General features: G+C 69.9%; 16 protein-coding genes, 1 tRNA gene and 1 other RNA gene. 10 read left to right on the top strand and 8 right to left on the bottom strand.

Features of this window, described 5'->3' with window-relative positions; genetic code table 11:
* Positions 1–124: 124 nt before the first annotated feature.
* The gene (locus ACIO52_RS09715) at positions 125–769 is read right to left on the bottom strand and encodes a helix-turn-helix transcriptional regulator (RefSeq protein ID WP_316573181.1); all 645 of its coding nucleotides are present in this window, start codon (positions 767–769) and stop codon (positions 125–127) included.
* 346 nt (positions 770–1115) lie between these two features.
* On the opposite strand from ACIO52_RS09715, the gene ACIO52_RS09710 reads away from it, so the two are divergent.
* Entirely contained in the window at positions 1116–2564 is a 1449-nt protein-coding gene (locus tag ACIO52_RS09710; protein ID WP_316573182.1) for a threonine/serine exporter family protein, read from the top strand.
* A 1-nt stretch (position 2565) separates the two neighbouring features.
* Here the strand turns inward: ACIO52_RS09710 and ACIO52_RS09705 are convergent, their stop codons facing one another.
* Together ACIO52_RS09705 and ACIO52_RS09700 are read right to left on the bottom strand one after the other, a co-directional pair.
* Entirely contained in the window at positions 2566–2988 is a 423-nt protein-coding gene (locus tag ACIO52_RS09705) for a DUF5994 family protein (protein ID WP_218721303.1), read from the bottom strand.
* Positions 2989–3246: 258 nt separating this feature from the next.
* Positions 3247–3334, bottom strand: a tRNA-Ser gene (locus ACIO52_RS09700).
* Between the two features lie 147 nt (positions 3335–3481).
* Between ACIO52_RS09700 and ACIO52_RS09695 the strand changes: the two genes are divergently transcribed.
* On the top strand, positions 3482–4033 hold the full coding sequence (locus tag ACIO52_RS09695; protein ID WP_316573183.1) for a helix-turn-helix domain-containing protein: 552 nt from the start codon (positions 3482–3484) through the stop codon (positions 4031–4033).
* Position 4034: 1 nt separating this feature from the next.
* Here the strand turns inward: ACIO52_RS09695 and ACIO52_RS09690 are convergent, their stop codons facing one another.
* A complete protein-coding gene (locus tag ACIO52_RS09690; protein WP_316573184.1) occupies positions 4035–4994 on the bottom strand; it encodes a hypothetical protein in 960 nt (319 codons plus the stop codon).
* A 101-nt stretch (positions 4995–5095) separates the two neighbouring features.
* On the opposite strand from ACIO52_RS09690, the gene ffs reads away from it, so the two are divergent.
* An RNA gene (ffs, locus tag ACIO52_RS09685) (signal recognition particle sRNA small type) lies at positions 5096–5190 on the top strand.
* A 167-nt stretch (positions 5191–5357) separates the two neighbouring features.
* Positions 5358–6650 carry an aminotransferase class I/II-fold pyridoxal phosphate-dependent enzyme gene (locus ACIO52_RS09680; protein ID WP_218721306.1) on the top strand — a complete coding sequence of 431 codons (1293 nt, stop codon included), beginning with the start codon at positions 5358–5360 and terminating at the stop codon, positions 6648–6650.
* Between the two features lie 40 nt (positions 6651–6690).
* On the opposite strand, the gene ACIO52_RS09675 is transcribed toward ACIO52_RS09680, so the two are convergent.
* Positions 6691–7497: a methyltransferase domain-containing protein gene (locus ACIO52_RS09675; RefSeq protein WP_218721307.1), complete on the bottom strand. Its 807-nt coding sequence runs from the start codon at positions 7495–7497 to the stop codon at positions 6691–6693.
* 79 nt (positions 7498–7576) lie between these two features.
* Between ACIO52_RS09675 and ACIO52_RS09670 the strand changes: the two genes are divergently transcribed.
* The 3 genes from ACIO52_RS09670 (at position 7577) to ACIO52_RS09660 (ending at position 10631) form a co-directional block, all read left to right on the top strand.
* On the top strand, positions 7577–8155 hold the full coding sequence (locus ACIO52_RS09670; RefSeq protein WP_218721308.1) for an HhH-GPD-type base excision DNA repair protein: 579 nt from the start codon (positions 7577–7579) through the stop codon (positions 8153–8155).
* A gap of 105 nt (positions 8156–8260) precedes the next feature.
* A complete protein-coding gene (locus ACIO52_RS09665; protein ID WP_402642955.1) occupies positions 8261–8977 on the top strand; it encodes a hypothetical protein in 717 nt (238 codons plus the stop codon).
* 373 nt (positions 8978–9350) lie between these two features.
* The gene (locus tag ACIO52_RS09660) at positions 9351–10631 is read left to right on the top strand and encodes an ROK family protein (RefSeq protein ID WP_342801318.1); all 1281 of its coding nucleotides are present in this window, start codon (positions 9351–9353) and stop codon (positions 10629–10631) included.
* Positions 10632–10692: 61 nt separating this feature from the next.
* On the opposite strand, the gene ACIO52_RS09655 is transcribed toward ACIO52_RS09660, so the two are convergent.
* Positions 10693–12318: a DUF2207 family protein gene (locus ACIO52_RS09655; protein ID WP_402642951.1), complete on the bottom strand. Its 1626-nt coding sequence runs from the start codon at positions 12316–12318 to the stop codon at positions 10693–10695.
* Positions 12319–12596: 278 nt separating this feature from the next.
* Here ACIO52_RS09655 and ACIO52_RS09650 point away from each other — a divergent pair, with 278 nt between their 5' ends.
* Together ACIO52_RS09650 and ACIO52_RS09645 are read left to right on the top strand one after the other, a co-directional pair.
* The gene (locus ACIO52_RS09650; RefSeq protein ID WP_218721312.1) at positions 12597–13508 is read left to right on the top strand and encodes a neutral zinc metallopeptidase; all 912 of its coding nucleotides are present in this window, start codon (positions 12597–12599) and stop codon (positions 13506–13508) included.
* 80 nt (positions 13509–13588) lie between these two features.
* Entirely contained in the window at positions 13589–14686 is a 1098-nt protein-coding gene (locus ACIO52_RS09645; protein ID WP_308248654.1) for a neutral zinc metallopeptidase, read from the top strand.
* Between the two features lie 3 nt (positions 14687–14689).
* On the opposite strand, the gene ACIO52_RS09640 is transcribed toward ACIO52_RS09645, so the two are convergent.
* Positions 14690–15970: an ammonium transporter gene (locus ACIO52_RS09640; protein ID WP_218721313.1), complete on the bottom strand. Its 1281-nt coding sequence runs from the start codon at positions 15968–15970 to the stop codon at positions 14690–14692.
* Between the two features lie 77 nt (positions 15971–16047).
* Positions 16048–16872: a hypothetical protein gene (locus ACIO52_RS09635; RefSeq protein ID WP_218721314.1), complete on the bottom strand. Its 825-nt coding sequence runs from the start codon at positions 16870–16872 to the stop codon at positions 16048–16050.
* Between the two features lie 440 nt (positions 16873–17312).
* Here ACIO52_RS09635 and ACIO52_RS09630 point away from each other — a divergent pair, with 440 nt between their 5' ends.
* Positions 17313–20279, top strand: coding sequence for a DNA polymerase III subunit gamma and tau (locus ACIO52_RS09630; protein WP_402642946.1), 2967 nt, complete (start codon positions 17313–17315; stop codon positions 20277–20279).
* Positions 20280–20364: the final 85 nt, after the last annotated feature.

The following is a 20364-nucleotide window of genomic DNA, read 5'->3' as shown; positions in this document are numbered from 1 at the left end:
AGATGGACATCTACCTGTGGATTGCTGTGGGACTGTTCGTATTCGGAGCGCTGACCCGCTACCTGTTCCTGCTACCGCCCGTGGAGCCGGGGCGGCCGACCGTCGGCGACATCCGCCGCCGGCTTCAGGCCGAGCGCGAACTCCCCGGCCACGACTCGACGGTGCCGTCGGTGCGGACCAGTTCCGACAGGAGCTTCTCGGCGTCGGACTTCTCCCTGGCCAGCGCGCTCCAGCCGCGGACCACACCGTCGGGGCCGGACTTCGTCGTCCACGAGCCGACCGCATGAGCGCCCTGGGGGTGCAGCGAGTAGTAGATGGTGCCGATCGGCCGCGCGACATCCATGCCGCGCACCCAGCCGGTGAGCGCGTCGCCGTCCCACACCCGCATCTCGCCGCGCATCTGCGCGGCCGGGTCATCCTGCGCCGCAGCGGATTCGGCGGCCGAGTCGATGAGCAGGTGGTCGCCCTCGTGCCGGATCGTCACCGGCGTTACCTCGACCTCGTCGCCGTGGTTCGCCGCTTTCTGCCAGGCTGCCCACCAGCGGCCCGCCAGATCGATCCGGTTGTCGACGATGCCCGCCAGCTCCGCGAGCGAGATCTGCAGCGCGTCGGCCAGCCGGATCGCCACCGGCAGCGTCGGCGACTGTTCCTCCGATTCGTACCGGGTGATCTGCCGCGAGCTCACCCCGATCGCGGTCGCGAGCGCGGGCTGCGAGAGCCCGAGCAACCGCCGCCGCTCCTGGATCACCTTCCCCGTCCCGGTGTTCATACAGTCATCGCCTCCATCGCCGGCCCCTACCGTCACACCCTGCTGGACACATCCGCACCAGACCCGCCCACATCGCGGGCCGCCACCCGTGGTCGCGAAGACCGCTGGCGCGCCGCGCATGCCGACTGCGTGGCCGATTCTCCCATCTTCTCGCTTCAGCAGGCTCGTTTCGTGCTGACTCAGCACGACGGCTGCGGTCCGCGCTGCCTGCAGCACCTGGCGGCCACGGCCTACAGCACCGGACTGATCGAGGACATCTGAGACCGACCGCGCCATGACGAGCGACACGTTGACGAACACGTTGCGAGACGGCGAACCCGCCTCGAACGCCGTTACCGTCGAAGGTATGAGTGCGGAACCGGCATCGGAAGGCGACGGCGACACGATCACCGAACGCCCAGCTCTGCGCTCGCGCTGGCGGCTGCGCCGCCCGTTCGTCCTGCCCTCACAGCGTGCGACGGCCGACAACATCACCATGGCCCCCACCCCGCTGCAGCCGATCGACCTCACCGACGACGCCGAGGTGTCGCAGGTGCTCGATCTGGCCGTGCGGGTGGGGGAGGTGGTGCTGGCCGCCGGTACCGGTGTCATCGATACCTCGGCCCAGGTCCGCTTCATCGCCTCCACCTACGGCCTGGACAAGTGCGATATCGACGTCACCTTCGACGCGATCCGTATCTGGGCCGATCGCGGCCCGCGGCTGCCCCCGGCCAGCGATATGCGGGTGGTGAAGTACCGCTCGCTCGACTTCACCCGGCTGGCCGCGGTCGACCGGCTGACCCGGCGGATCCGCAGCCAGGTCGTCCCCGTCGACCAGGCGCACGCCGCGCTGGACGAGATCGTCTCCGGGGCGCACCCGTATCCGCGCTGGGTGTCGACCATGGGCTGGTCGCTGCTGGCGGCGGCGATCGCGGTGCTGCTCGGTGGCGGCGCGCTGCTGGCCGTCATCAGTTTCGCGACCACGGCGCTGATCGACGTCGTCAACCGGGCGCTGCACCAGCTCGGTCTGCCGATCTTCTTCCAGCATCTGGTCGGTGGTGTCATCGCCGCCACGCCCGCCATCGCGCTGGCGGCGGTCAGCGATCACTGGCGGGCCGACGCCGCGCTGATCGTCGCCGCGGGCATCACGGTGCTGTTGTCGGGGCAGCAGTTGGTCGGTTCGGTGCAGGACGCCATCACCGGCGCGCCGATCACGGCGGCGGCGCGCATGCTCGAGGTGGTGATGATGACCGGCGGCATCGTCGCCGGTATCGGCCTGGCGCTGCGAATCTCGACCATGCTCGGGATCGCGGTGCCCGAGATCGCCGCGAGCGCGGGCCGTGACACCGAGTATCTGGCGATCAAACTGAGCGCCGGTGCGGTGGCCGCGATCGCCTTCGCGATGGCCTGTTACGCCGAACGCCGGGCGTTGTTCGCGGCCGGGTTGAGCGGCGCGGCGGGCACGGTGGCCTACCTGGTCGCCCAGGACATCGGGTTCGGGCCGGTGGTCGCGTCCGGGATGGCGGCCACGCTGATCGGCCTGGCCGGTGGTCTGATGGCGCGCCGGGCGCTCACCCCGCCGCTGGTCGTCGCGGTCGCGGGCATCACGCCGCTGCTGCCGGGTCTGAAGGTGTACCGCGGCCTGTACGCCCTGCTCGAGGACGAGACCCTGCTCGGTTTCGGGCAGATCCTCGGCGCGTTCGGTGTCGGGTGCGCACTGGCGGCCGGCGTCATCCTGGGTGAATGGTTCGACCGCTTGCTCAGCCGCCGTGGCGCGCCGCGCGACTTCGACCCGACCTACACCAGCGATCGCTGAACTACGTCTGGACGAGGGTGCGCGGCCCGTCGGCCGCCGTCTCGGCGGGCGCGGGGTCCTGCACCCGCGGTTTGCCCGCGGCCCAGCGCATCTGGCTGCGCGCCGCGGGGGCCTCGGTCGAGGCGGGGATCACGAGCAGCGCCAGGTCGGCGCCGTTGCTGCCGACCAGGTGCATGATGCGCGAGGCAGGCTCGGCCGACGTCGCGGATTCGGTGGCATGCCAATCGAATCCGAGCCGGGCCAGCTTGCCGATCCGCGGCGAGACGGCCTGCACCAGCTGGTGCAGTTCGGTCATCGGCTGGTCGGTACGGGGCCACCAGGCGCCGTCGATCGGGCCGGTGATGGCATGTCGCTCACGCAGCATCAGCCGGATCGGCCCGGCCGCGTCGCGGCCGATGCTCGTGGTCTGAGGTGAGGTATTCACTACGAGTTGTCTTCCTGAGTCTGGGGGCGCGGTCGAAGAACAATCGACCGGCGCACGCCGTCCGTTTACGGACCGGCACTGGGGTTGGGTACCCACTCCGCTGTGTCGGCACGCACACATCTGGGACGGCGGCGACACCGGCGGGTGGGTGGTGGGGGTTTCCCGCACCATCGGGGCTTCACTCTACGGAAGCCCACCGACAGATCCACCGATTAAACGAACAGGGCCCCGACCGGCGAACCGATCAGGGCCCTGCTGTGGCGGAGGATAGGGGATTTGAACCCCTGAGGGCGTTAACCCAACCCGCGTTCCAGGCGAGCGCCATAGGCCACTAGGCGAATCCTCCGTGGAGCAGCATAGCGGTCCCGGTGCCCCGGTGTAAAAACGGGTCGGGTCGGTCAGGGCGGTTGGGGAGACTATACGGCTCCGTACACTGAGTGCTCGGGCCGCTCATCCGCTGGTCCGGCCGAGCCGATATGAGGTGGAACACGTCGTGGGTACCGCGCGCACACCCCGGGAGCGCTGGGTGGAGGAAGGCCTGCTGGTGCTGGCCGCCGCCGGTGTGGACGCGGTGCGGGTCGAGGCGCTGGCCAAGCGCATCGGCGTCACCAAGGGCGGGTTCTACGGCTATTTCGCCGACCGGGAGGCGCTGCTCGTCGCGATGCTCGAGCAGTGGGAGCGGGAGGCGGTCGACCAGGTGCTCGAACAGGTCGCGCACGCGGATGACCCGAAAGCGCGGGCCCGGCTGGCGGGCGTGCTCACGTTCTCCAGCGACCGGCTGCTGCCCATCGACCTCGCGATCCGCGACTGGGCCCGCCGCGACGCAGACGTGGCCGAGCGGCTACGGCGGGTCGACAATCGCCGAATGGCGCTGTTGCGCGAGACGATCGGCGCCTTCTGCGCCGATCCCGATGAGGTCGAAGCCCGCAGCCTGCTCGCCTTCTGCGCGGTGATCGGCAAGCACTTCCTCGCCGCCGACCACGAGGGCCGCACCCGCAACCAGGTGCTGGCCCGCGCCGCGGACCTGCTGTTCGAGCGGCGCTGAGTTACTTCTTCAGTCCCGTGAGCGCCTTCTGCGCCTGGGCTTTCGCGACCGTGGCGACCTCGTCGGTGTTGATGGTCTCGCCTTCGGCCCGTGACAGGGTGATCTGGACCTTGACCGAGACATTGCTGTCGGCGACGCCGACGGTGTAGGTCAGCCGCGGCCCGACGACATCGCGGGTCTCGGATTTCCAGTAGCCCTGCGAGCCGATCCCGCTGACCTCACCCGACGCCAGACCCGAACCCGAAGTGCCGGTGTCGTATTCCTTCCATCGGGTGTAGGAGGGGTCGCCGTAGGCGTCGTTGAATTCGACGTCCAGCTCGATCCCGGCGTCGTTGGTCTGGTACTTGCTGCGGGCCGACTTGCTCGAGTAATCGGCGGTGCACGACAGCCTGCCGCCGGTGGAGCTGGTCGGCTGGGTTTCCTTGTGCTCCGGGCTGCCCTTGGGGTCCGAGGACCACTTCTTCAGCACCGTCGGGTCGATGAGCGAGCACGCGTTGGAGACCGAGGCCATCGTGTAGTCGCCCTCCATCTTCTTCTTGCGGTCGTTCTCCATCGACGTCAGCGGGTCGGACGGGTCGTCGCGGGTGGCGACCGCGACCCCGACCACCCCGATGCTGACCACCGCGAGCAGGCCGACGACACCGGCGATGATCAGCCCGTTCTTGTTGCCGGGCGGTCGGGGCGGCATCGCGTAGGCGGGCTGCTGATAGCCGGGCGCGTTGTACGGGGGAGTGGGCTGCGGCGGATAACCGGCCTGCGGCATCGACGGAGCGGACGGATAGGGCCCGTAGCCGGGCTGACCCTGCGCCGGAAACCCGAATCCCGGTTGCGGCTGCTCGGGCCCCGCCGCCGGATTGAACACCGTGGGATCGGCGCCCGCGTTCGTCGGCGTCGACCACCAGTGCACGGTCGGATCGGACTGTCCAGGCTGATCGCCGGATCCCTGCTGGGAATTCGTCATCTTCGGCCCCCTCCGGTTTTCGATACGGGTTCGCCCCGTCGATTCGTCGCGATCGTATCGACCCCCCGCTGCGGAGGGCACATCGAACCGCTACACTGGCCGACGGATCCCGCGCGGCGCGCATCCTGTGAACTCCCCCAGGGCCGGAAGGCAGCAAGGGTCAACGGGCTCTGCCGGGTGCGCGGGGTCCCCTTTATTCTCGGGGACCTCCGCCTGATCGATCCGCCTACGCACCTTCGCAGCGTGCGAGCCTGATCCGGCTCCGGATACCCCACCGATTCCGAGCAACCGCCGGGTAACGTTGCGAGTGTCGGCACGCGCAGCGTGCACCACCCACCTTGCTGCTTCGAAAGGCTGCCCAGGATGCCCCGGCAAACGCAGATCGGTTTGATGAGCCACGCGGAACTCGTGTCCGAGCACGAGTCCCAGACCGCGAATTACGCGACGCTCCAGACCGAGAAGCTCACCCTGGATCTGACCCGAGGTAAGCCATCGCCGGAACAACTCGACCTATCCGCGTCGCTGCTCTCCCTCCCGGGCGACGGCGACTTCCGCGACGGGTCGGGTGTCGACTGCCGCAACTACGGCGGCCTCAACGGTCTGCCCGAACTGCGTGCGATCTTCGGTGAACTGCTCGGCATCCCGGTCGAGCAACTGATCGCGGGCAACAACGCCAGCCTCGAGCTCATGCACGACAACATCGTCTTCGCGATGCTCTACGGCACCCCGGACTCCCCGCGCCGCTGGGCGTCGGAGGAGACGATCAAGTGGCTGTGCCCGGCCCCCGGCTACGACCGGCACTTCGCGATCACCGAGGCGCTCGGCATCGAGATGATCGCCGTCCCGATGAACAACGATGGCCCCGACACCAGGGCCATCGCGGCGCTGCTGGCCGACGACCCGCAGATCAAGGGCCTGTGGGCGGTGCCCAACTACGCCAACCCGACCGGCGCCGTCTTCTCCGAAGAGGTTGTCCGCGAGCTGGTTTCGATGAAGGCCGCCGCGCCGGACTTCCGGCTGTTCTGGGACAACGCCTACGCGGTGCACCCGCTCACCGACACCGCCGCGCCGGTGCTCGACGTGCTCGGCATGGCCGCGGCGGCGGGCAACCCGAACCGGCCGCTGGTCTTCGCCTCGACCTCCAAGATCACCTTCGCCGGCGCCGGCGTGAGCTTCTTCGGCGCGTCCAAGGCCAACCTCGACTGGTACCTGGCGCACGCGGCGAAGAAGAGCATCGGCCCGGACAAGCTCAACCAGCTGCGGCATCTGCGGTTCTTCACCGACGCCGAGGGCGTGCGCGAGCACATGCAGAAGCACCGCAGGCTGCTCGAGCCGAAGTTCGCGCTGGTGCGCCGCATCCTCGAAGACCGGCTCGGCGCGTCGAAGGTCGCGTCCTGGACCGAGCCCAAGGGCGGCTACTTCATCAGCCTCGACGTGCTCGACGGCACGGCCGCCCGGGTGATCGCGCTGGCCAAGGACGCGGGCATCGCCCTCACCGCCGCCGGTTCGGCGTTCCCGTACGGCAAGGACCCCGACGACAAGAACATCCGCATCGCCCCCTCCTTCCCGCAGTTGCCGGAACTGGAGAAGGCGATGGACGGGCTGGCGACCTGCGTGCTGCTCGCCGCCACGGAGAAGCTGCTCGAGGAGCACTGAGCGAGCGGGCCGGGCGCGCGGTGGCGCGCCCGGCCTCGGCTCAGCTCGGCTTGTGCACAAGCACGCCGAACATCGTCACCGAGACGTGCACGTCACCGCGATCGGCGCCGGCCTGTAGGTCGGCGATCAGTCGCGCGTGCTCGTCCTCGGTGATCACCCCGCGCAGCACCGCCAGCCCGGCGATCCGGCTGACCAGCGCGCCGGCGCCGACGCTGCGGTCCTGCACCAGCGCGTGCGAGCCGATCTCGTCGACGACCAGCCCCGCACCGCTGAGCAGCCCGGCCAGCCTGCGCCCGGACAGCGGGTTGGTGGTCGAGGAGATCAGGGTGTCGATCACCGCGCCGACCACCCTCGGATCGCCCGGATGCACGATCGAGGTGGCCCAGTCGCTGTCGACGACCACCGCGCGGCCACCGGGCCGCAGGACCCGCGCGATCTCGGCCGCGGCCCGCGCGGGCGCGGTCAGGTGCTGGAACACGCGTTCGCAGAGCACCGCGTCGAAGCTCTCGTTGCCGAACGGCAGGCCGTAGGCGTCGCCGGTGGCGAAGGTCGCCGTCGAGTCGCGCTCGGCGGCGCGGCGCTGGGCCGAGGCGAGCAGGTTCGGATCGGGTTCCACGCCGACGGCGGTGCCGGTCGGGCCGACGGCGTCGGCGAAGACGAACACCTCCGAGCCGGTGCCGGAGCCGATGTCGAGGGCGCGCTCGCCCGGTCGCAGGGCCAGCGCGGCGTGACTCCAGGCGCGTAGCCTGCGCATCCCGGGCTGGGTGACCTCCAGGTCGTGGGCGTCGATCAGTTGGTCCTGGCCCGCTTGATCGAAGCGGTCAGGGCGAGGGGTGTAGTCGGTCATACTTACCGCCATCGTGGAAGCTGCAGTCCTCGGGAGCATGGACCCAGAGGCTACTAGTGAAATGTGTCACGATGAATGTATGACTCGAACGCTGTGTCTCGCGCAGGAGGCCGAAGCCGACGAACTCCTCAGCACCGATGATTTCGCGTTGCTGCTCGGCATGCTGCTGGATCAGCAGTATCCGATGGAACACGCGTTTCGCGGGCCACGCAAAATCGCCGACCGAATGGGTGGATTCGATCTGCGCCGGATCGCCGAGGCCGATCCGGCCGAATTCGAGGAACTCGCCGCCACGCCACCGGCCATCCATCGCTACGGCCGCTCCATGGCCCGCCGGGCCCAGGCACTGGCCCAGTACGTCATCGAGCACTACGACGGCGTGCCCGCCAACCTCTGGACCAGCGGCGACCCCGATGGCAAGGAAGTACTGCGCAGGCTGCAGGACCTGCCCGGGTTCGGCGCGCAGAAGGCCAAGATCTTCCTGGCACTGCTCGGCAAGCAACGTGACGTACATCCCACCGGCTGGCGAAAGGCCGCGGGGTCCTACGGCGACGAGGGTTCGCGCCGCTCGGTCGCCGATGTGGTCGACGCCGAAACTCTCGCCGAAGTAAGGGAATTCAAGAAGCAGGCGAAGGCCGCCGCGAAATCCGCCGGGTGAATTCTCGGTTACGATCTGCCTGCTTTTTTCCCTCGTCATCGGTGGTGATCTGCTCGAAGCTGGCTTCTCGAACAGCTCAACGACTGATGAGGGATTGGCAGTTTTATGAAGATGAGGAAGCTCGCCGTGGTTGCGGCGCTCGTGACCATGGCAACCGGTGTTGCTGCGGGCACCTCCAGCGCGGCTCCGGCGCCGGTCGAAGAGGCCGCACCGATCAACTACTCCGCCGAGGTCGTCGAGGACTCGAAGGCTGTCATCACCACCGATGCGGGCTCGCTCGTCGTCGAGGACGGTGCCTTCAAGGTCAAGGCCGCCAACGGCACGACCGTCGCCGGCACCCCGCTGACCTTCCGCCTCGACGAGTTCGAGCTGCCCATCGCGGCCGAGATCTCGGGCAACAAGGCCACCCTGACCCCGGTCTACGACGCCGCCAAGGCCGTCTACAAGCCCGTCGCCCTGCCGTTCGAGAACCAGGCCCCCTGGAAGAACGAGTACGAGCGTGAGCAGGCCGCCTGGTCGCGTCTGACCTCCACCATCTCCATGGGCGCCACCATCGGCACCCTGGTCGGCGGCCTCGGCGGCGCGGCGGTGGGCTGCATCGCCGGTGCCGGTGCCGGCCTCGTCGCGACCGGTGTCCTGCTGGCCCTCTTCGGCGCCGGTCCCATCGCGGGTTGCGTCGTCGGCGCCACCACCATCGGCGCGCTCGGTGTGATCGCCGGCCAGATCTTCGTGACCGCCCCGGTCGCGATCGGTGCCGCGATCCAGTACTTCATCACCATCACCCAGCCGGTCCCCACCCCGGCTCCCTCGCCGGCCAAGTAGTCACCCGGCTCAGCGAACCCCTCCGGAAGCTCGTTTTCCGGAGGGGTTCGTCGTCTCCCCGGGGAGACCCCGATCGCCATTGCGCGCCCCACCCGACGCTCTGAGCTGCGGAAACGTTGTGCGGCGCGACACAATCCGCCGGTTCGGGTTGGACGGGCCAGGATTCGGTGTTAGCTTGATTGTTATGTCCGGCAACCATCTCCTCGCCAAGCGGGTCACCTACGTGACCGCCGCTATCGGCTTGCGGTTGCCGTTGACGCGTGAACTTTGTCGTTCCTGATGCTGCAGCTGAGCCTTCTGCGGCTCGCGAGCTGCCACGCCCTACGTGTCGGCAATTCCGTTGGGACAACGGGATTTCAGCAAGGAACTTCATATGTCTACTCCCATCATCGATCGTCCCGCCGCTCGGACGGGCGCCGGTCGCGCTCGGGTATCCCGTCCCGTCGTCGCCCCCGAACTGCGCCGTAGCGACAACCCCGCCGCCGCTGTCCTGCGGACCGCCGCCTCCGGGCCGGTCTCACGCGACAACGCCGCGCGGGCAACGGGTCTGAGCATCGCCACGGTGAACCGGCAAGTGGCCTCGCTGCTTTCGGCCGGTCTGTTGCGCGAGCGGCCCGATCTGACCGCTGCCGGCGCGGTCGGCAGGCCCCGCGTGCCGTTCGAGATCGACCACGACGCCTACCTGACCCTGGGCATCCACATCGGCGCCGCCGCGACCAAGATCGTCGCCGCCGATCTGCGCGGCCGGATCCTGGGCGGCCTCGCCATCGCGACCCCGCAGACCGGTCAGGAATTCGCGGTCACCACGGTCGCGCGCAGCGCCAAGGCGTTCCTGCAGCGGTGGCACCGGCGCACCCCGCTGTGGGCGGGCGTCGCCATCGGCGGCCGGGTGGACCCGCATACCGGCGTGGTCGACCACCCCAAGCTGGAATGGAAGGGCGCCCCGATCGGGCAGGTCCTCGGCGACGTGCTGGAGCTGCCGGTCTCGGTCGCGCCGCACGTGGAGGCCATGGCCGCGTCGGAACTGCTGCTGCCGACCTTCGACGCGCGCAGGCCCGAGCCCGACACCGAACTGCCCGCCGCCCAGAACGGCAGCAGCCTCTACTTCTACGTCCGTGAGACCGCGGGCATCGCCGTCACCCTCGACGGTCGCGTGCACACCCCGAACAACGGTCCCGGTTCCATCGCGCACCTGCCCACCGGCTCGGACGTGCAGTGCACCTGCGGCCGTCGCGGCTGCTTGGAAGTGACCGTCGGCGATCGCGCGCTGCAGGCCAGGGCCGTCGGCCGCGGCATCATCCCGGCGCACAACGGCACCGCGGGCACCACCATCGCCGACCTCTACCGGGCCGCAGAGTCCGGCTCCGAGGGCGCGCGGGAACTGCTCGCCGAGCGGGCCACGATGCTCGGGCAGACCGTCGCGCTGGTGCGCGACATGCTCAACCCCGACCGCGTCGTCCTCGGCGGCCAGGCGTTCACCGGCTATCGCCCCGCGCTGCCGCACGTGGCAAGGGCGTTCACCCAGAGCACCCAGCTCCCGCCCACCGACATCCGGATCAGCGGATTCGGCGGCAAGGTGCAGGAATTCGCCGCCGTGGTCACCTCGCTCAGCGCGCTCTACGCCGACCCGCTGGCGGCCATCCGCCGGATCTGAGCGGCGCCCCGGACAGGCCGACGGCCGCTTCGGCACTACCGAAGCGGCCGTTCGGCATTCGTCAGCGGGGGTTGAACGCGCCTTCCAGCGCGGTGATGAAGTATGGGAACTGCGCGGCGAAGCGGTGCAGGTTCCGGTCCCGGTCGTAGCCGGCGAACCAGTAGAGGCCGGGCTGGGAATCGGCCGACGGATCCATGTCGCGGAAGGCGCGGATCCAGTTGTCGGCCCGGCCGCTGATCACCGTGTACGGCAGCGCGCGCGAGAACACCGTCTCCTGATCGATCGGCGGGATCTGTTCGCGAGCAACGGTATCCAGACCGCGCTGCATGGCGCGCACCCGGCCCGCGACGGTGTCGCCGAGGGTGGTCCTGGTCGGCAGGTAGTTCGGCAGCAGGACCGCGGCCACACCGGCCAGCGCGATCGCGACGCCGACCAGCGCGTGACCGGCGGTCAGCGCGAGCACGACGGTGGCGATCGCGCCGAGGACGATCAGCGCGCCGCCGAGCCAGCGGGGCAGCGCGCGCTGCTTCGGGTCGGCGAAGGCGCCGGTGGCGACCGCGTCGGCGCGCATGGCGGCACGGACCGGATCGAGCTGCATCCGGCCCGGCGCGCGGAGCTCACGCACGGCGACGGTGTCGGTGCCCTCGGGCAGCAGCATGTCGTAGACGGTGCGCTCGTAGTCGCGCAGCTGGTCGTCGGGGGCGTTGACCCGGCTGATGCGCCAGTCGTCCTCGCCGCGCGCGTTCACCGGAGTGATCCAGATGTAGCGCCGGACCGCGAGATCGACCACGGTGGCGGCGATGTCGACCGGGTCGACGTGCTCGTCGAGCAGCAGACCGGCCTCGCCGGGCAGCACGCCGTCGGGGGAGACGAAGTCCACCCGGCCGCCCTGCTGGACGATCGGCTGGAAGGTGTCGCTGCCCGCCAGCGCCGCCGCGGCGCGCTTCCTGGCGGTCAGGACGTAGGCGACCATCGCCGCCAGCGCCAGCAGCAGCGCGCCGAACGCGGCGAGGACCGGGGTGGTGAAGGCGAAGAAGTTCTCCGAGTCGCCGCCGCGCACATCGGCGTTGGCGGGCACGGTGCCGGGCGGCAGCTGCAGGGTGAGGTCGATCGCATCGCCCTTACGCAGATCGCGCTGGCTCAGGTACAGCACGCCGTCGGGTTCGGTGTGCACATCGGCGCACGGCTTGGGATTGCCCGCCGGGCCGAGTTTGCAGTCGACGATGCCCATTTGATAGCTGGGGCTGATCACCGAGACGTCGAGCGCGGCGATGTCGGCGTTCATCACGCCGAGCCAGTGGAACACCTGGGTGCCCGGTGCGTCGGAGACGGTGTTGTGCAGCGAGTAGGTGAACTTGGATTCACCAGGCTTCGACTCGACGACGAACTGGTCGTCGACCGTGGTCGCGGTGCCTGCGCCGCTCGCGGTGACGTCGGTGACTTTGAAGATCCGCTCGACATCGTCGCCGACCTTCAGGCGCAGCGGCAGTGACATCGTGAAGTTTCCATCGGCGGGCACCCCGACGGTCTCGGTGACCTGGAGCACGCCGTCCTCGGTCAGTGTGAGATCGGCGGTGATCGTGACGCCGGCCGGCGCGGGCTCCGTGTGGGCTACCGGCGCGGCCGCGAGCAATCCCGCCGAAGCGAGCAGCAGCGCGCCTGCGGCGCCCCCCCGAAAAGTCAGCATGGCTGCTTACTCTAGACAGCTTGCTATTCTGCGTCAGCGGCTGTCGGCGACTCACGAGACGAGGGGGTACGGGGGACGTGACCCAACCACCGTACGGTTATGGCCCGGTCGGTCCAGGTGGACGACCGGTTCCGCCGCCCCCTGGCTATGGACCGCCCCCGGGATATCGACCGCAACCAGGCTATGGTCCACCTGGTTATCAACAGCCGCAAGGTTATCCACAGGGTTACGGGCCCAGGCAAGGCTACGGCCCGCCGTCGGGATACCGGCCACCGCCGATGCCCTATGGTCCGCCCGGCAGGCCCACCCCGCCGCCGCGCAAACGCCGCGGCGGTCTGACCTCGCTGTTCCTGGTGATCGTCTTCCTCGTGGTCGGCGGCCTGGTGAAGTTCGCTGTCAGCACCGGCATCGACGCAGGCATCGGCGCGATCGGCCCGAAGCCGAGCACCACCTACACCCCGCAGCCCGGCACCGCACCGGCGGCCACCGGCGACAACCCGCTGCTCACCGACTCCGACGGCACCCTGGTGCCCGCGTCCTGCGACTACGCGCCCTGGAGCACCCAGGTCGAGAAGGCGCGTGCCTTCTTCGAATCGGCCGCGACCTGCCTGGAGGCGGCCTGGAAGCCGTTGCTGGCGGCCAACAACCTGCCGTTCGAGTCGCCGACGCTGAGCGTCACCGCGACCACCGCGGGCATCACCACGCCGTGCACCGGCTCGACGAGCAACTTCGCCGCCTTCTACTGCGCGGCGAACAAGACCATCTACATGCCGATCAGCCAGCTGCAGACCGATCAGTTCCGCGACAACTGGGTCGTCTACCTGTCGGTGTTCGCGCACGAGTACGGCCACCACGTGCAGGCCCAGTCGGGCATCCTGCGCAAGGCCAACTCCGAACGCGTCGACGCGGGCGCCCGCTCGCCCAAGGGCCTCGAGCTCTCGCGCCGGGTCGAATTGCAGGCCAACTGCTTCGACGGCATGTTCATCGCGTCGTCGAAGGGCGGCGGCTCGCTGAGCGCCGCGCAGGTCACCGTCGCCACGAAGGACTCCTACGGCCGCGGCGACGGACCGGGCGACATGCGCGATCACGGCACCTCCGAGCACGGTGGGCAGTGGTTCGAGGCCGGGCTGCAGCGCAACCTGACCGCCCAGTGCAACACCTTCACCGCCGCGGCGAGCGAAGTGAGCTAGCGGTTTCCATCTTTCCGCGATTTCCGGCCGGACTCGGGCGAGATCAGTTGCCAGTTGCCGAACCTCGATGAACTGCTGGAGTGAGTGACGTGTATCCGCCGCAGCCGCCCTACGGCCGACCGGTTCCGCCCGCGTACGGCAGGCCGATGCCGCCGGGGTACCCCCGCCCGCTGCCGCCGCCGTACGGCTATGCGCCGCCGGGGTATCCGCCGCCGCGCCGGGGTGGCGGCGGGTGGTTCGGTTCGCTGCTGACCGTGCTGACGGTGTGTGGGATCGTCGGTGCGCTGCTGGTCGCGGCGGTCTCGCTGTCGGAGGACTCCTCGAAGCGCGACGTCGCCACGACGACGCCGCCGAGTTTCACCTACAGCAGTTCGGCCACGCCCGCGCCGACCACGACGAGCCAGACCACCGTGCGCACCTCGGCCCGCACCACCGCGCCGACGACGACGAAACCCGCTGGGCCGCAACCGGTGATCGCGCTGGGCCAGCATCCGCTGTTCCGCGACAACAGCGCCTTCCTGCCGAACATGGACTGCGATCTGCCGCGCTGGTCGACCGACGCGGCGACGGCCAAGGCCTTCTTCGCCGCCGCGCAGGGCTGCCTGGATCAGATGTGGCGGACCAACCTCGCCGCGGCGAACCTGCCGTTCCGCAGCCCCGGACTCGAGGTCGCGGTGAATCCGTCCGAGCTGTCCTCGCCGTGCGGCGGCGCCACCAGCGACGCGTTCTACTGCAGCGCGTCGAGCACGATCTACATGTCCACGGCCGGGCTGGTCCTGCACAACACGCCGTATCCGCCGATGGAGGCGCTGTCGGTGTACGCGCACGAGTACGGCCACCACGTGCAGGGACTGACCGGACTGCTGCAGGCCTCGTCGAACCAGCGCCGCGAGCAGGGCGCCACCTCGGTCGGCGGGCTGGAGACCTCACGCCGAATGGAATTGCAGGCCAGCTGCTTCGGCGGCATGTACATCGGTTCGGCCGAGGCGGGCGGTTCGTGGACCTCGCAGGAGGGCTACGCCGCGGTCAAGCACAACTACAACCGCGGTGACGGCAACGGCCGCCACCGCGATCACGGAACGCCTGAGCACAACGGCAACTGGTACAACCAGGGTTACTCGAAGAACCGCAACTTCGAATGCAACACCTGGTTGTCCCCGGCCGACGAGGTCAGCTAGGGGTCAGTGACCCCCGTAGTGCCCCTCGCCGAAGCGGCGCGGCGAACTGCCGTGCACGCCTTCGGCATACGCGGTCTCGGCGTGCAGGGCGAAGTCGATGCCCGCGGTCTCGTCTTCCTTGCTCACACGGAACCCGATGACCTTGTCGATCAGCTTGCCGATCACGAACGACACCCCGAACGCGTACGCCGCGACCACCAGCACGCCGACCAGCTGCTTGCCGAGCTGGGCGAAGCCGCCGCCGTAGAACAGGCCGTTCACGCCGCCGGTCATCACCTCGGTGGCGAGCAGGCCGATCAGGACCGTGCCGACGATGCCGCCGACGAAGTGCACGCCGACCACGTCGAGCGAATCGTCGTAGCCCGCCTTGTGCTTCCAGCCGACGGCGAACGAACACACCACACCGGCGGCCAGGCCGACGATCACCGCACCGAGGGTGTTGATCACGCCGCAGGACGGGGTGATCGCGACCAGGCCGGCCACCGCGCCCGAGGCCGCGCCGAAGGTGGTCGGCCTGCCGTCGCGGATCTGCTCGACGATCAGCCAGCCGAGCATGCCGAGGCTGCCCGCGACCAGCGTGTTCAGGAAGACCGCCGCCGCGGTGCCGGTGGCGCCGAGCGCGGAACCGGCGTTGAAGCCGAACCAGCCGAACCACAGCAGGCCGGCGCCGAGCAGCACGAACGGCAGGTTGTGCGGACGCATCGCGTCGATGTTGAAGCCGATGCGCGGGCCGAGTACCAAAGCCAGGGCCAGCGCCGAGGCACCCGAGGCGATCTCCACCACGAGGCCGCCCGCGTAGTCGAGCGTGCCGAAACCGAGCAGCCAGCCGTCGGGACCCCACACCCAGTGCGCGATCGGGGCGTACACGGCCAGCGTCCACAGCGGCACGAAGACCATCCAGCCGGAGAACTTCGCGCGGTCGGCGATCGCGCCGGAGACCAGGGCGGCGGTGAGGATCGCGAAGGTCAGCTGGAAGGTGACGAACAGCAGCTCCGGAATCGTGCCGCGCACCGAGTCGGGGTTGATTCCGGCCAGGCCGACGTGCTCGAGATCGCCGATCAGGCCGCCGCCCGCGTCGTCCCCGAAGGCCAGGCTGTACCCGGCCACCAGCCACACCACCGTGACCAGCGGAATCGCGATGAAGCTCATCATGAGCATGTTCAGTACGCCGGTGGAGCGCACCATCCCGCCGTAGAAAACAGCCAGCGCCGGCGTCATCAACAGCACCATGGCGGTAGCCGCGAGAAGCCAGGCGGTGGCCGCAGGATCGATCGTTGCGGGCACGGTAACTCCTTTCACGCGTGATTGCGTTGCAAGGAAATTACCGAATGCTCACCATCCGTGCTGGTGTCGGCCGGGTTCTAGCCGCGGTTTTCCTTCGCCAGTGCCCTGGTGCCGCGCTTACCGGGAACGGGCAGGTCATCACCGTCGGCGAGCCATTCGGCGGTGATCAGCCAGCGCCGCTGGGCGTGCGCATCGGCCACATCGAAGAAGACCCGCCTGCCGCGATCGTCGCGTGCGTCCCTGGCCAGCGCCGCCCAGCTCGGGGGCCTGCCGCGCTCGGCGGTGTGCTCGACGACGAAGCCGGCGACGAGCTTGCCGATCATGTTGACCGGCTTCTGCGACACCCGGTTGCCGTACTTGGTGGTGTGCCAGCGGCGGGCCGGGCACAGCGAACCCGGATTCGCGTTCGAGGCGATCCAGCCCGCGCGCTGCGCACGCTCGATCAGCCACAGATGCTTGACCGCCGACGGCGCGATCTCGCCGACCCGCTCGGCGATGAGTTCGGTGATCTCGGCATCGGCGAGGATGTCGCGGCGGGTGGGGCCGATGCCGTGTTCGGACCAGTGCGCGGCGGCGAGCCGGGCCAGGATGCGGCCGAACTCGTCGATGCTGCGCTGGGCGCGCCTGCCGAGCCGCTCGATCCGCTCGGCCTCCCGGCGCATCTCGTTCTGCGCGGTGAGGGTACGGATGGCCGCCATCGTCGGCACCTGCCCGCGTTCGAGCAGTTGCAGGATGGCGGCTGCGGTCGCCGGGTCCGCCGCGGCGGCGACGGGCAGCGAATCGCGTTTGATGTCGAAGTCCTGGGGGCTGATCGCCCGGCTCAGCAGTCCGACCGCGGCGTGGTCGCCGGCGAAGTCGGTGTGGGCGAGCCAGGCGGCTGCGATGTCATCACACGACAGCACGGTGAAACGTTCCTCCGGTCGGCGGTGGGGGAGCGATACGGTGCGCGAAGGTTGTGCCCCGGTCGGGATGAGGGACCGGCCGGGGTCACCAACCTGATGAAGGTTTGGCCACCGAAGTTGCCGAGATCCACGGTAGCCAGGGGCTTGCGCCGCTGTCACGACGATTGATTGTTTCGTTACATCCAGAAAGGGACCGTCAATCGGGGAACCGGTACGCATTTCCACGGCAACCAGGATTGATTGCTGTTCTTCTGGCGATTCGCCGCGCGCGATGCAGTCGTTAGCTCCGTCGTAACGCTTCACTGACCGGGTTTGCCCACCCGCTCCGAACCCGCACCCGAACTGTGATCTGCATCACGTTCTTGCGGCGGGGTTCGGACGGCCCGGCAACGCGTCGGCCGCTCATCCACCTGTCACAGTGCGGCGGTAGCCTGTGGGCCGTGGCTCTGTACCGGAAGTATCGACCGGCGACGTTCGCTGAGGTAGTGGGTCAGGAGCATGTCACCGACCCGCTGAGTACGGCGCTGGATACCGGACGGATCAGTCACGCGTATCTGTTCTCCGGTCCCCGTGGCTGCGGCAAGACCTCGTCGGCGCGCATCCTCGCGCGCTCGCTCAACTGTGCGGAGGGGCCGACCTCCACGCCGTGTGGGGTCTGCGCGTCCTGTGTGGCGCTCGGGCCGGGCGGTGCGGGCAATCTCGACGTCATCGAGCTCGACGCGGCCAGCCACGGTGGTGTCGACGACACCCGTGAGCTGCGCGATCGCGCGTTCTACGCGCCCGCCGAGTCGCGCTATCGCGTGTTCATCGTCGACGAGGCGCACATGGTCACCACGGCCGGGTTCAACGCGCTGCTCAAGATCGTCGAGGAGCCGCCCGCCCACCTGATCTTCATCTTCGCCACCACCGAACCGGACAAGGTGCTGCCGACGATCCGCTCGCGCACCCACCACTACCCGTTCCGGCTGCTGCCGCCCGCGACCATGCGCGGCCTGCTCGGCAAGATCTGCGAGCAGGAGCACGTGCCGGTCGAGGAAGCGGTGTATCCGCTGGTCATCCGGGCGGGCGGGGGATCTCCGCGTGACAGTCTGAGTGTGCTCGACCAGCTGCTGGCCGGTGCCGGGCCCGAGGGCGTCACCTACCCGCGCGCGGTCTCGCTGCTCGGCGTCACCGACGTCGCGCTGATCGACGACGCGATCGACGCGCTCGCCGCCGTCGACGGCGCCGCGCTGTTCGGCACCATCGACAGCGTGATGGAGGCGGGCCACGACCCGCGCCGCTTCGCCGTCGACCTGCTCGAGCGCCTGCGCGATCTGATCCTGCTGCGCGCGGTGCCCGACGCCGCCGAGCGCGGTCTGGTCTCCGGCCCCGGCGACGTCCTGGAACGCATGCGTGACCAGGCCGAACGCCTCGGCCCAGCCACCCTCACCCGCTACGCCGAACTCCTGCACGAGGGCCTCGGCGAAATGCGTGGCGCGACCGCCCCCCGCCTCCTGCTCGAGGTCATCTGCGCCCGCATGCTCCTGCCGTCGGTCTCCGACGCCGAATCCGCCACCCTCCAGCGCCTGGAACGCCTGGAGCGGGGATTCGCCGGCGGCGCAGTGCCTTCCGCCCCCGCCCGCCCCGGCCCCGCGGCCGGCGAACCATCCCCCGAGCACGCCGCTCCGTCCGAGCGCCCGGCTCCCCGCCCCGCGGGCGGCGAGAGCCGTCGCCGAGGCGCCGAGCTCCTGGCCGCCGCCCGCGCCGAAAAGGAAGCGGCCGCAGGCGGTTCGGCCACGCCCCACCGTGAGCGCCCCGCCGCGGGCGGCCCAGTCGCGTTCGATTCCACGGCCCAGGCTCCTGCGCAGCAGAGTGCGGCGCCCGCACCAGCTGGGCAGCAGAATGTGGCGCCCGCACCGGCTGGGCAGCAGAATGTGGCGCCCGCACCAGCTGGGCAGCAGAGTGCGGCGCCCGCACCAGCTGGGCAGCAGAGTGCGGCACCCGCGTCGGCTGACCGGCAGAACGTGGCAGCCGCGTCGGCTGACCGGCAGAGTGCGGAATCCGCGTCGGCTGGGCGGCAGAGTGTGGCGGCCGCACCGGTCGAGCCGCAGGCAGCGGCTGCCGGGGCATCGGTGGGTGAACGTGCAGACTCGTCTGCTGGGCAGCGGAATTCGCAGGCCGCACCGTCGAGCTCGGACGAGGAGCAGGGTTCTGCCGCAGGTCAGCCGGGTCCGGCGATCGGTGGCGCCGCTGTGGAAGGTTCTGCCGCGCAGTCGCATTCGGGTGCGGCTTTGGTTGCTGACGGCGGGGCAGTCGTGTTGACGCAGGGCGAGGCGCCCATCCCTGGCGTAGAAGGTGAGGCGGCACAGGCTGTTTCGCGCTCGGGCGCGGCCGCTCCCGCAGGCGCGTCACCGTCGCGCGACATCGAGCAGGTCGCTGACGATGCGCCGCGTCCGGCGGCTGCGCGCGAACAGGCCGCTCCGCAACAGGTGGCTCCGCACCAGGTCACGGCCCCGCAGTCGGCGGTTTCTCCCGCATCGGTCGCTGGTACGGAACCGACTGGCCAAGCGCCCGCGGTGATGCCGGAAGCGCCGCCGCGTCAGGCGCCCGCGCAGAGCGTCGTGTCTCCGCACGAATCCACAGGACCGCAGACTGCGGCGCCGCGCCAGGAGCCCGCCTCCGCTTCGCAGCAACCCGCCGCCTCTGCTTCGCAGCAGCCGGCCGCATCGCAGTCACCGGCCGCATCGGCGGAGGATCTTGTCGCGCTGGTCGACGGAGCCTGGGCGGAGATCAAGGGGAAGGTGCGGGAATTCGGGCCGACCTTGCAGGCCCTGTTGTCGGGGGCGGCGGTGTCGCGGGCCGAGGGCGACGTGATCGTGTTCGCGCATCAGAGCCCGCCGTTGGCGCAGCGGCTGTCGGATCCGCGCAATATCGACGCGGTGCGGTCGGCGGTGCGCGCGGTGCTCGGTCGCGAGCTGGATGTGCGCTGGGAGACGGGTGCGCCCGCGCCGCGTCCGGCGGCGAAGTCGGCGAGCGCGGCGCGCGGTACCGGTCAGGGCGAGGCGAAACCGGCGGGCCGTCCCAAGTTCTCCCGGCCGAGCCAGGCCGGGGGCGGTCAGCAGGCGGGCGCGTCGGGTCAGGCCAAGTCGGCCGCCGACGACGACATCCCGCCGCCCGACTTCCCCGACCTACCCGACGACCCCGGTCCCGACGAGGGGTATGGGGCCGAGTCGAGCCGGTCCGGTGGCGATTCCGGACGCGGTGCCAGGCCGGGTGACGCGGTGCTGGCGCCCCCGACGCCGGAAGAGGAGCAGGAGATGCTGGCCGCCGCCGCGGAGCCGGTGGCGCCCGGAGATCGGCAGGACCCGGACGAGGTCGCTCTGGCGTTGCTGCGAGACGAGCTCGGAGCGAAGAGTCTGGATGGTTGACAGCCACCGGCTGGACCACGTTAAGTTAACCGGAGTTCGCACACCACGGTAGTATGAACGGGTGGCCGGAATCGCCGGATGGAGC

The sequence above is a fragment of the Nocardia sp. NPDC087230 genome (assembly GCF_044744725.1).
Lineage (GTDB): Bacteria > Actinomycetota > Actinomycetes > Mycobacteriales > Mycobacteriaceae > Nocardia > Nocardia canadensis.
Note: the sequence above shows the minus strand (reverse complement) of the source record. Positions and strands in the feature narration are given on the sequence as shown.